11 protein-coding genes are annotated in these 12046 nt (G+C 53.6%); 3 read left to right on the plus strand and 8 right to left on the minus strand.

Annotation, left to right across the window (positions count from 1 at the left end; genetic code table 11):
* Positions 1-8: 8 nt before the first annotated feature.
* Positions 9-1157 carry an ABC transporter permease gene (locus D1841_RS04055; protein ID WP_160642190.1) on the plus strand — a complete coding sequence of 383 codons (1149 nt, stop codon included), beginning with the start codon at positions 9-11 and terminating at the stop codon, positions 1155-1157.
* Here D1841_RS04055 and D1841_RS04060 read toward each other — a convergent pair.
* The 5 genes from D1841_RS04060 to D1841_RS04080 form a co-directional block, all read right to left on the minus strand.
* A complete protein-coding gene (locus D1841_RS04060) occupies positions 1093-1401 on the minus strand; it encodes a TetR/AcrR family transcriptional regulator (RefSeq protein ID WP_237076191.1) in 309 nt (102 codons plus the stop codon). The genes D1841_RS04055 and D1841_RS04060 overlap by 65 nt on opposite strands.
* Positions 1402-1505: 104 nt before the next feature.
* Positions 1506-1877: a TnpV protein gene (locus D1841_RS04065; protein WP_160642189.1), complete on the minus strand. Its 372-nt coding sequence runs from the start codon at positions 1875-1877 to the stop codon at positions 1506-1508.
* Positions 1878-2158: 281 nt separating this feature from the next.
* Positions 2159-3577 carry a cysteine--tRNA ligase gene (cysS, locus tag D1841_RS04070; RefSeq protein ID WP_160642188.1) on the minus strand — a complete coding sequence of 473 codons (1419 nt, stop codon included), beginning with the start codon at positions 3575-3577 and terminating at the stop codon, positions 2159-2161.
* A gap of 168 nt (positions 3578-3745) precedes the next feature.
* Entirely contained in the window at positions 3746-4402 is a 657-nt protein-coding gene (gene epsC / locus D1841_RS04075) for a serine O-acetyltransferase EpsC (protein ID WP_237076190.1), read from the minus strand.
* A gap of 483 nt (positions 4403-4885) precedes the next feature.
* Complete coding sequence (locus D1841_RS04080; protein WP_160642187.1) at positions 4886-6067, minus strand: ribose-phosphate pyrophosphokinase; 1182 nt, start codon at positions 6065-6067, stop codon at positions 4886-4888.
* A 493-nt stretch (positions 6068-6560) separates the two neighbouring features.
* Between D1841_RS04080 and D1841_RS04085 the strand changes: the two genes are divergently transcribed.
* A complete protein-coding gene (locus tag D1841_RS04085; protein WP_160642186.1) occupies positions 6561-8282 on the plus strand; it encodes an S-layer homology domain-containing protein in 1722 nt (573 codons plus the stop codon).
* Between the two features lie 216 nt (positions 8283-8498).
* Positions 8499-8960: a hypothetical protein gene (locus D1841_RS04090; RefSeq protein WP_160642185.1), complete on the plus strand. Its 462-nt coding sequence runs from the start codon at positions 8499-8501 to the stop codon at positions 8958-8960.
* 188 nt (positions 8961-9148) lie between these two features.
* Here D1841_RS04090 and D1841_RS04095 read toward each other — a convergent pair whose 3' ends face one another.
* The 3 genes from D1841_RS04095 to D1841_RS04105 are packed head-to-tail and all read right to left on the minus strand — an operon-like array spanning position 9149 to position 12037.
* Positions 9149-9856, minus strand: coding sequence for a ThiF family adenylyltransferase (locus D1841_RS04095; RefSeq protein WP_160642184.1), 708 nt, complete (start codon positions 9854-9856; stop codon positions 9149-9151).
* Positions 9843-10496, minus strand: a complete 654-nt coding sequence (locus tag D1841_RS04100) for a ComF family protein (protein WP_160642183.1) — start codon at positions 10494-10496, stop codon at positions 9843-9845. Before D1841_RS04100 ends, D1841_RS04095 begins: the two co-directional genes overlap by 14 nt.
* A 35-nt stretch (positions 10497-10531) precedes the next feature.
* Entirely contained in the window at positions 10532-12037 is a 1506-nt protein-coding gene (locus D1841_RS04105; RefSeq protein ID WP_160642182.1) for a UDP-glucose--hexose-1-phosphate uridylyltransferase, read from the minus strand.
* Between the last annotated feature and the right edge of the window lie 9 nt (positions 12038-12046).

Raw genomic sequence — 12046 nt, forward strand, 5'->3', positions numbered from 1 at the left:
TAAAAGCCATGAGTACATTGAAAAGAGCATTTTTATATACGATGCGGAAAAAGACAAAAACCCTTATCCTGTTTTTGGTGTTGGTTACAATATCCACCTTTATTCTGACTGGATTATCCATATATAAAGCGGCAGACGATTCTGCCCTAAGTCTGCGCCAGTCCGTAGGCGGGAGCATTCGCCTTGAATTGGATGAAAACAACAGAAAGAACTGGCAGTATCAGCAGGCGGCAGGTGGCATGTTGGTTGATTATGTCGGTGCGCCTATTACCGATGAGGATATTCAGAAGATTATGTCCATAGACGGAATCAAGGCATACAACGGTTTAGGGGATGGAAGCGTATTTGCAAAAGATTTCAGCTTTATATCGGGATTCAGTTTTGGGGCAGGAAGTGATTACAGCAGGCTTCCATCCGTGACCGATTCAGAGTATTTCAATTTTTTTACCCGCAAGGCGTTTCAGTTGGTGGAGGGACGGCATATTAAGGAGGGCGATGACCATGTTGTCCTTATCAGTACAGCCATTGCCGAGAAAAATGCCTTAAAACTTGGCGATACCATTACCGTGCAGTGCTGTTACGACAGGGGAACCTATCCCGATGTATCTTTGACAATTATCGGCATCTATGCGTATGAAGCAGACAACGAATTTAATACCACCTCAACGGATAAGCGCAACCGATTGATTATAGACCATAAGGCAATGCAGGAAATCATGCAGAGGGATGTGATACAGTATGATAACGGCGTTGATTTTTATGTGGATGACCCCAGAGAAATGGAAAGAATCGCAAGCCAGATAAAAGCCCTTGATTTAGACTGGGATTCCTTTACCCTCACAATGGATAACTCCGCATACGAAGCAGTCGCTTCTCCTTTGACCGCTATGCAGAATCTGATTGTCTGGTTGATTGTCGGATGCGTTGCGGTGAGTGTCGGCATTTTGATACTGATTCTTTCCATGTGGATAAAGCAGCGTCGGCATGAAACTGGCATCCTGCTCTCTGTCGGAATTTCAAAAAGCAGAATTATTTTGCAGTATACAGTAGAAGTGCTAATGATAGCGATAGTTGCTTTTGGATTGTCCTTTTTTACAAGCAGCCTTGGCTGTCAAGCATTTCATTCTCATACTTGTTTAAAATTTCATCCAAAATAGTCACTGCCGAACAATTTTGTTCAATCCTTAAATCAATCTCATTATCCTGCTCACTTGTCATATCATCAATAATCTCTTGAAAGATTTGACGTGTGCTTTCGTAATGGCAATATAGCCCGCCTCTGCTTAATTTCGCCGCATCGCAGATATCCTTCATTGTAACTTGCTTAAAGCCTTTTTCTGCAAATAAAGAACATGCACATTTCTTTATTTGTTTCCTTGTTTCCTTTCCTCTTTTATTCATAAGCAACCCTACTTTCCGACATATGTGTCTGAAATTATTATACGACACATGTGTCTGGAAGTCAATAAAAAGCGGCAAAGATTTCTCTCTACCGCCATCAACGTCTAAATATAAATAAATTCCTCGTTCACAATCTCCCTCGCACAAGCCCTTATGTTATTGAGCTGTCCTGTCCATTCTAAGGCGTTTTCTGCCTTTAGCTGTTCCGTTATGCCCTGTGCCTGTTTCATGCCCTCTATGAGCCTTTCAAAGCGTTCCTGCGCCTGCCTGTCGATGTCGGCAAGGTAAGTGTTGAGCCTGCCGCTTGTGAGAAGATTAGTGTATGTAACTTTGCGGTACTGCTTCAAATAGTCCAGATGCCGCTGTCCCCATGTGCCTATCGGCTGTTCTTCTTCGGCGGGTAATCTTAAATCTGGAATAAGATACCCATTTTCCTCGTGATATGTGCCGCCTAACTGTTCAAATATTGATTTCATATGCAAAAACTCCTTTTCTGTATGGTTTGGTCTCTGCGGGGTATCTGCAAGCAATGTATCAGCAGGCTGTATGTATATGTTATCTTTAAGTTAAGTAATCCCCCTCTTGGCAATAAGTTCCACCCATTTGCTCAAATAATGACTTTTCCATAGAGTAGTCCTCCAGTATGTTGAACTTCCCTGCATTTCAATCACATTCGGCTACCTACAAATAGATAATGGAGAGGTAACTTCCTTACGTTACCTCTCCATTCCCGGCAGGGGGCCTTTTTGCATACCTGCTATTTTTCCACGTGCCACTCCACGCCATTGGGCGTATCCTTCATGACTACATGGCGGGCAGCCAGTTCGTCCCGGATGGCGTCGGCTGCAGCCCAGTCCTTTGCCTTGCGGGCGGCGGCGCGCCTTTCCAGCAGGGCTTCAATTTCTGCGGTTGCCTCTGGGGAAAGGCTGCTTTCCGGCTTCTCCGCCGCCTTTTCCCCGGCCTTCAGCAGATCCAGGGAGAGAACCTTATCGAAGTCCGCAATAAGCCAGCGCTTGGTAGCGTCTGTCAGGTCAGACTTCAGCAAATCATACAGCACCGTCAGCCCCAAAGAGGTGTTCAGGTCGCTGCCCAGGGCCTGGGAGAATTTCTCCTGGAAAACCTTGGCTCCCTGGAAATCCGGCTGGCCCTCCTTGGAGAGCGCCCCAATGCGCGCTGCCAGCTTCTGATACGCCTGGGCGGCATTTTGCAAACTCTCAAAGGAGAAGGTGAGGGGCTTGCGGTAGTGGGACTGCAAGCAGAACAGCCGGTAAACCAAGGGGTTATACCCCTTCTCCTCCAAGGAAGAAACCGTAACAAAGTCGCCCCGGGACTTGCTCATTTTGCCCCGGGCGTCGTTCAGGTGCAGCACATGGAACCAGTATCTGCACCAGGGGTGCCCCAGGTACGCCTCAGACTGGGCGATTTCGTTGGTGTGGTGGGGGAAGGCGTTGTCAATGCCGCCGCAGTGGATGTCCAGATAATCCCCCAGCTCCTTCACGCTGATGGCGGAGCACTCAATGTGCCAGCCGGGATACCCCAGGCCCCAGGGGCTTTCCCATTTCAGCTCCTGGTCGTCAAACTTGGACTTGGTGAACCACAGCACAAAATCCGTCTTGTTCCGCTTGTTCCCGTCCGCGTCCACGCTGTCCCGCACGCCCACAGCCAGATCGTCACTGTTCTGGTTGCCGAACACATAATATTTCTCCAGCTTGCTGGTGTCGAAATACACATTGCCCCCGGCCACATAGGCATAGCCCTTTTCCAAAAGCTTCTCCACCATCTCAATGAAATCGGGAACCCGGGTGGTGGCAGGCACCACGGTATCGGGCTTGCGGATGTTCAGCTTCTCGCAGTCCTGGAAAAAGGCCTTTGTGTAAAAGTCCGCAATCTCCAGCACAGACTTGTGCTCCCTTTTGGCTCCCTTGAGCATCTTGTCCTCCCCTGTGTCGGCGTCAGAGGACAGGTGGCCCACGTCGGTGATGTTCATCACCCGCTCCACCTCATACCCCTCATAGCGCAGGAATTTCTCCAGCACGTCCTCCATCAGGTAGGATCGGAAGTTGCCGATTTGGGCAAAGTGGTAAACCGTTGGTCCGCAGGTGTACATTTTCACCTTCCCTGGCTCGTGAGGCGTGAAAACCTCCCTTTTCATGGTGAGTGTGTTCGTCAGTTCCATAGCTTTCCCTTCCTTTCTGGCTGTCGGGCTGCCGCCCGCACCTGCTTTAAGAAACTTTTTGAAAAAAGTTTCTTAAAAATCTTCAAAAACTTTCAAGTATTCAACTCCTGGAAACCTTCCGCCCTCGCTGGTTTTGACCGCGTCAAAACACAAAGGTTTTGGGGGTTCTCAGGGGGCCTTTTCCTCAAAAAGGCCCCCTGAGCCGCCGGAGGCAAGCTCCTCTACCTTAGCCTGCAGGCGCTCCAGCTCGCCCCGCAGGCGGCAAAGCTCCATAGACACAGGGTCTGCAATGTGGATCTGGTCAAGCTGCCGGCTGGCCGGGCCAACCTTTGTATTGCCAATTTTCACCACCCTGGCAGGCACGCCTACAGCGGTGGCGTCCGGGGGAACGGCATCCAGCACCACAGCGCCGGCAGCCACCCGGGCATTGTCCCCCACAGTGAAGGGGCCTAAAACCTTTGCCCCCGCCCCCACCAGCACGTTGTTGCCCAGGGTGGGATGGCGCTTGCCCGTATCCTTGCCAGTGCCGCCCAGGGTAACGTTCTGATACAGGGTGCAGTTGTCCCCGATTTCCGTCGTCTCCCCGATAACCACGCCCATGCCGTGATCGATAAATAGCCCCCGGCCTATCTTTGCCGCCGGATGGATCTCAATGCCCGTCTTTTTCCGGGAGCGCTGGGAAATCAGCCGGGCCATGAATTTCATGTTGTGGCGGTAAAACCAGTTGGCCTGACGGTGCGCCCGCACTGCTTTAAAGCCCGAGTAGAGGAAAAAGACCTCTAACCGGGAGCGGGCCGCCGGATCCCGCTCCATTACGGCGTCCATGTCTTCTTTCAGTTTGCGAAATATACGGATCCCTTCTTTCCTGGGCCAGAGGCAGACGCCTCCTGGCCCGCTTTTTTCCGCGAAAAGAAAAACGCCCCCGCAGACAGGGCTTTCCTGCCTGCGAAGGCGGTGCTGGGCCGCGGTTCCACTTCGCTTTGTAACTCTTCCGGGTGATACCGGCCCCCGCCGGGCAGGGATTTCCCCCCTTGCCTGCTCCAAAACGCATTTCTCCCCGGCTGGCAAAAGGGGCTTCCACCCGGCGCGCGCCGGCCCCTTCTCTCTGCTGCCACCCTTTACGGGATACTCCCTTTTCTTCATCGCGTCTGTATATAAAATATATAGTAAACGCGGTTCAAAAGGGGCAAAAAGCCTCCCCGGAACCGGCGGCAGGGCCGCCTGCTTGAAAACCGGCCATCCCGGTTTTCAAGCGCGTTTGCTATAGGATATGCGCGCCCACGTTTGGGCGTGCGCATCAAAGGCTATTTAAAAACTGAGCTGTGCGCCCTTCTGCTTGGACTGCTCCTCCCGGCGCTTTTCCAGCAGGGCCTTAATCTTCTCATGGGGATCTATCAGCGCCCCGGCGGACATGTCGTGGTGCAAAGCCGCGATAAAGTAGGCGATATACTTGGAAACGTCCACCTCATAGAACCATTCCCGCTGCTTCAGCTCTTCTGTGCGGTAGGTCAGGTTGGTGCCGAACACCCCGTCGATAATGCCGTCCTGATAGGCCTTGTCAAATGTCTCCAGCCCGTTTGTAAAGATGGCATAGGTGGCAAAGGCAAACACCCGGCGGGCTTTGCGCTGGCGTAGGTTGTAGGCTAAATCCAGCATGGATTCGCCGGAAGCGATGATGTCGTCGGTGATAAACATATCCTTGCCTGCCACGTCGCTGCCCAGATATTCATGGGCCACAATGGGGTTGCGGCCATCCACCACCCGGGAATAATCCCGGCGCTTGTAGAACATGCCTAAATCAACGCCCAGCACAGAAGCGTAGAACATATTCCGGCTTAAGGCGCCTTCGTCCGGGCTGATGACCATAAAGGAATCCCGGTCGGTGGAAAGGGTTTTAAAATTCTTGAAAAGGCACTTGAGCACCTGGTAGGAGGGCATCAAGTTATCAAAGCCCATTAAGGGCACAGCGTTCTGTACCCGGGGATCGTGGGCGTCAAAGGTGATAAGGTTCTGCACGCCCATGTTCTGCAGCTCCTGCAGGGCAAAGGCGCAGTCTAAAGACTCCCGGTAGTTCCGCCTGTGCTGCCTGCCGCCGTAAAGCAGGGGCATAATCACGTTTATCCGGTGGGCCTTGCCGCTTACCGCCTGGATAAGCCGCTTCAGATCCTGGAAATGGTCGTCTGGGGACATGCAGTTTTCCTTGCCGAACAGCTTATAAGTGCAGCTATAGTTTCCCACGTCCACAATAAAGAACAGGTCATAGCCCCGCACAGTGCTCTCAATAATCCCCTTGCCGTCGCCGGAGGAGAACCGGGGACAACTGCAAGGGATGCGGAAGGTTTCCGCTTTGCGCCCGGCCTGCTGCGCCCAGCGGGCCAGATGGGCCTCTATTTTGTCAGAAAGCTCCGTGGCCCCTTCCAGGGAAACAATCCCTAAAGGGGGCAGGTGGTTGTCAGGTCCGAAAAAAAACTTAGCGGTTTGCTCCTTCATCTTTGACCATTCCTTTCCGCAGCGTGACAGGATATGTATTTTTTCCATGGGTAATTTTCCCCCATCATTCTAGCACAAATCCCCTGACAATTCCACCGGAATTTTGCAGTTTTCCCGCATTTTGCCGCATTTTCTCCTTTTGGCAATGTTTCTTTGCAATTCTCCCGCCGGGATTTGTTTTAATTACCAAAAACGGCTGCCCTTACAGGGCCGATGCCCCTGCGGGCAGCAGGGAGTTTCTCCCGGATTTTTGCAGCAAAACCCCTAACAGGCAGGGACAGCGCCTGTTTGGGCAGATTTGTGCAATTCTTTTCTACTTAGAGTATTCTTCCTGCTTTCCCCCGCTTTCATGCGCGGGGCCTGAAACAGGCTCCTCAGGAAAGCTTACATGCCCCCGGGGCAGCGCTTCTTTTTTCTTTTCGGTATAGAAAAAAAGCATTATATGTGTTATAATGGGATAAGCAGTATTTCCACTTTTAGAGGAGGATTTTGCATGATGAAAAAAGTTTTATCCCTTCTGCTCACGGCGTGCCTGTTTGCCGCGCTGTCCCTGCCGGCAGAAGCGGCTGGTTCGGTAAAGGTGACAGCCGTGAAAACAGGGGTGAAGGCAGACAGTGTTTTCAACTGCCAGGGCTATGGCAGCCTGGTGGCAGCAGGCGAGACAGACAAAGACGGCGCGGTTGTGTCCCGCCCCCAGGCAGCCCTGCTGGACAAGGAAGGCAGGCTGGTGTTCCCCTACCGGGAAACCTACAACCAGTTTTATTACGAGGACGGCGTGGTGTCCCTGACCAGCAATTCTTCCTATACCATAGCGGCAGATCTCCTTGTCGTCCAAGATGACCTGGGGGAAACAGATCTGAGCCTGTACTACTACGATATAAACGGGAATAAGCTTTTCAGCTTTATAGACACAGAAAGCACCGAAGGGGAGACGGCTGTCGGGACCAGCTATCTGGGCGGCCCTATGGAGGACGGGCTTGTCCTGGTGATGGAACGTTCCTATGCCTTCAGTGATGGCTCCAGCGAAGGCGACAACAGCTCCGAGCAATGGTCTGCTTATGTTGTGGATAAAACCGGACAGCCAGTCCTGGAACTGCCTGCGGATTTTTCCACTGTGATTGCCAGCGGCGCAGGCGGCATTGATACCAAAAAGAGCCTGGATCCCTTTGGGGAGGGACTGGCGGCTTTCTTTGCCAACACATACGAAGGCGAGGACTTTACCAGCCAGCCAATGGGCTATATGAACGCCAAAGGCGAAACTGTGCTGGATCTTTCCGACCGTGGCTATACGAACACAGGCGCTTTTCAGGACGGGCTGGCCTGGGTAATAGATGGAAACGGAAAGGTGGGGTTTATCGACAAATCCGGGCAGGAAGTGATTGCCTGCACCTATAGCAGCGGATATCCCTTCTGCGACGGCATTGCCGCAGTGGAGAAAAACGGCAAATGGGGCTGCATTGATAAAGAGAACCATGTGGTGGTTCCCTTTGTCTATGACGATGCCTACGGCAGCATGTCCGAGGATTTAGTCCCTATGGGCAAAAACGGCAAATACGGGCTGGTTGACCGGCAGAATAACATTGTGCTCCCCATGGAGTATGATGATGTCAGCACCTTCGAGGGCGGCGTGGCCTATGCCATAAAGGATGGATATGTGTATATCGTCACAAAACAGGCGCCCAGGCCCACAGTGGGGGGCTTTGATGACGTGTTTGAGGGGGAGTATTACGCGGAGCCTGTAAAGTGGGCGGTGGAAAACAAGATTACCGCCGGGGAAACCGATACCACCTTTGCCCCTGGCAAAACCTGCACCAGAGGGCAGATTGTCACTTTCCTGTGGCGTGCTAACGGCGAGCCGGAGCCTGCCTCCGCAGCAAACCCCTTTACAGACGTAAAGGCCGGGGACTATTACTACAAAGCCATGCTGTGGGCCAAGGAAAAGGGTGTCACCAGCGGCACAGATGACACCCACTTCTCTCCCAATGCCGCATGCAGCCGCGCCCAGGCCGTCACCTTCCTGTGGCGGGCAAATGGCGAGCCGGCCGGCACAGGATCCACCTTTGGAGACGTGAAGGATGGCGAATACTACACAGAGGCCGTAAAGTGGGCCACCGGGGAAGGGATTACCGCGGGAGACACCAGCGCCACTTTTGCTCCCAATAAGAACTGCACCAGAGGGCAGATTGTGACGTTCCTGTATAGGGATAAAGCCTGATAGGCATCCCGCAGAATATAGGTAACGCAGTTAAAAAGAGGTATACCTCTTTTTAACCCGGCGGCATAGCAGCAGTTGCTGCGCCGCCAGGCTGAGAACCGGCAGCTACCAATTCGCAACCGCGTTTACTATAAGGCCGTTCCGAAAGGGAGCGGCCTTGTTTTGTAATTTGCAGCACTGCCATTTGCCCTGCAAATTGTGAAAGGAGAGATGTTTGTGAAAAGCTTAAAGCTCGGGAGAATGGTTTTAATGGGGCTTTTGGCGCTTTGCCTTTGCGTTCCTGCTAGGGCCGCTGAACCCTCCAACGAAAGCACAATGATGGATGCCTATACAATATTTTCTGAAATATCAGAAGGGATTGAGACTATCCGGGAGATTCATTTCAACGTAACCTACGTAGAAAATCCGGATGTTGTGGCATATATCAAAAGAATGAAGGAGGATCCCAAAATCCAACAGGCTGTGCAGGAGGAGGCGCCGGATCCGGAAGCCTGGTGGCAATGGTTTGACTCCATGCCGGTTGAAACAGCAAGATTTATGAGTCAGAAAGAGGCAATGGAATGGCTGGAAAAGTTTGCAACCATTCCAAAGGAAGAAAGAAGCTATTTAAGCTATAACCTTTTACGGCTGGATGTGAAAGAACTGATGGATCCAGCACATGACTCGCCCATGGGATAAATTACCAATCAGCCGGGTATGCCTCCCAAGGAAGGATTCCAACAATAGCATAGAAGTTTATAGCAATTTTGCAATATCTAAGGGAAACTGCATCGCATTTTCATCTGCAATTTATTTACAGTAAACGCACTTACTATATCATTCCTTTTTCGAATAAAAAGAGAGCCTGGATCACCCCAAGCTCTCTTTTATTTAAGCAAATCCTGTATTACCTCTGCCGCCAGCAGCAGCCCCGCCATGGCGGGGGCATAGGAGATACTGCCAGGGGCAGGGCGGGCGGCTGTGCCCTTTGCCTCACAGGGGGCTAAGGAAGGAAGGGGCTGCTCTGTGGAATACACCACTTTTACTTTTTGGATGCCCAGCTTTTTTAGTTCCCGGCGCATTACCCGGGCCAGGGGGCACACAGAGGTTTTCTCCATATCCGCCACCTGGAAGGCTGAAGCGTCCAGCTTGTTGCCCGCACCCATGCAGGAGATGACCGGCACCCCCGCCTGCTTGCAGCAGCGGATGAGGGCTACCTTGGCGGACACAGTATCGATGGCGTCGCACACATAGCTGTACCGGGAAAAATCGAACTGCCCCGCTGTATCCTCTGAAAAAAATAGGGGGATAGCCTCTGCCCGGCATTGGGGGTTGATGTCCAGCACCCTCTCTTTTGCCGCCTGGGCTTTGGGTTTTCCCAGGGTGCTTTCCAGGGCCAGTATCTGCCGGTTGCAGTTTGTCAGGCTTACGTCATCGTTGTCGATGATATCCAAGGCCCCCACTCCGGCCCGGGCCAGGGCCTCTATCACATAGCCCCCCACGCCTCCGGCCCCGAACACTGCCACATGGGCCTGTTCCAGTTTTTCCAGGCCCTCCCGGCCTATAAGCTGTTCTTCCCGGCTAAACCTGTCCATGGGATTCTCCCTCCTTTTTCTGGGCGCTGGCAGCGCACAAGCCATACACCTCCCTGGCTCCAGCGGCATAAAGCGCCTGGGCGCACTGGCACAGAGTGGCCCCTGTGGTGACGATATCATCCACCAGCAGCAAAGCTTTCCCCGCTGCCTGGGGCTTTGCCCGGTATCCGCCCGCTTTGGCGTTTTCCAGCCGCTGCGCCCGGCCCAACTGGTGCTGGCGGCGGGTATCCCGGGTTTTTTCCAGCAAGGGGAGCAAAGGCAGCCCCAAGGCCCTTGCCAGGCTTTTTGCCAGCAGCCTGCTTTGGTCATACCCCCGTTCCTTCCGCCTTTCCCTGGAAAGGGGCGCAAAGGAAACCCCGTCGAAGGAGACGGGGAATTCCAGCGCCCTGCCTGCCATAAGCCTCCCGAGCTGCCCGGCAAGGCCCCGCTCTCCCCGGAATTTATACCGGTGCAGGGTTTCCCGGAAGCCGCCCCGGTAGTATAAAGGCGCGGCAGCCGTTAGGGTTTTCCTGACCCCTTCCAGGGGAAACTGCCGCAGGGGCGGCGCTTCCGCCAAAGGCGCGCAGTCCTTGCACAGCAGTCCCCTAGGCGGCAGCACCCTGCCGCAGCAAAGGCACCGGGCCGGGAAAAACAGCGCCAAAAGCCGCTCTCCCAAGGACGGGGGAAAAGCCTGCCTCACAGGGCCGTGAGGAACCGGCGGAAGGCTTCATGGCCCTCCTCTGTGTCCTTAAACACCCCGGCGTTGCCCAAAATCTTCTGGAAAATATCCCCCACGCTGCGCTCCACCGCTTCCCGGGCATTCTCACTGCCTGCGCCCTGGCTGCGCAGATCCTCAAACCAGGCCCTGTGCTTTTCCATTTCCGGCCGGGCCAGTATTTCCGGCGCCTTTTCCGGGCTTTCCAAGGCTTCCTTCAGTAAATCCGTCTCCAGAAGCAGCCGGGGGGGCAGGATGGCAAGGCCCATCACCTCAATCAGCCCGATGTTCTCCTTCTTCACATGGTGGTACTGGCTGTGGGGATGGAACAGCCCCAGGGGATGTTCCTCTGTGGTGCGGTTGTTGCGCAGGACTAAGTCCAGTTCGAAAGCTTCCCCCCTGCGCCTTGCAATGGGGGTGATCGTGTTGTGGGGGGTGTCCCCGGAAAAGGCCAGAATCCCCACGCTTTCGTCAGAATATCCACGCCACTTTGCCAGCACCCTGTCTGCCAGCTCCACAAGCGCTTCCTTGTCCCCTGCTTTCAGCCGCAGGACAGACATGGGCCAATGGACAATGCCTGCCTCCACCTGGGGAAATCCTGGGATGGAAACTGTTTCCCGCAAGGGAGCCTTTGCCATGGGGAACTGGAAATTGCCCCCCTGGAAATGGTCGTGGGACAGGATGGAGCCGCCTACAATGGGCAGGTCGGCATTGGATCCCAAAAAGTAGTGGGGCAGAAACTCCACAAAGCCCAGCAGCCGCCGGAAGGTGTCCTTATGGATTTTCATAGGGCGGTGCTCCCCGCTGAACACAATGCAGTGCTCGTTATAGTATACATAGGGGGAATACTGCAAAAACCACTCCTCCCCGCACAGGGACAGGGGGATAAGCCTATGGCTGCCCCGGGCGGCCTGGTTGAGGCTGCCCTTATAGCCCTCGTTCTCCCGGCACAGGGCGCACTTGGGATAGCCGGACTGGGGTGCGTTTTTCGCCGCCGCAATGGCCTTGGGATCCTTCTCCGGCTTTGACAGATTGATGGTGATGACCATATCCCCATATGGGGTGGGGGCGCGCCAGCTTTTATCCTTTTTCACCCGGTCGGTGCGGATGTAATTGGTGGCCCGGCTCAGCCCGTAATAGTAGTCCGTGGCGGCCTTTTTGTCTTTTTCATAAAGACTGTAAAACTCTTTCACGATTTCCGAGGGCCAGGGGGTGAGGCAGGCCATGATTTCCGTATCGAACAAGTCCCGCCCGTCCTGGGTGTCCGGCTGGATTTTCCCCTCCTCTGCCGCCCAATCACACAATGCCTTTAAAGGCTCTGCCGGGCTTTCCAGCTCCTCTTTCACTTCGCAAAAGGCAAATTCCCCTGCCCCCAGCAAAGCCAGTATCCTGTTTGCGCAATAAAACATATCCTCTTTTTCCAGCAGGCCCTTTTGAAGCCCATACCCTATCAGCCTGCTGATTTCCCTGCTTATATCTGCCCCCATCACGCTGAC

Source organism: Neglectibacter sp. X4 (assembly GCF_009917365.1).
In the GTDB taxonomy this organism is placed as follows: Bacteria; Bacillota; Clostridia; order Oscillospirales; family Acutalibacteraceae; genus Acutalibacter.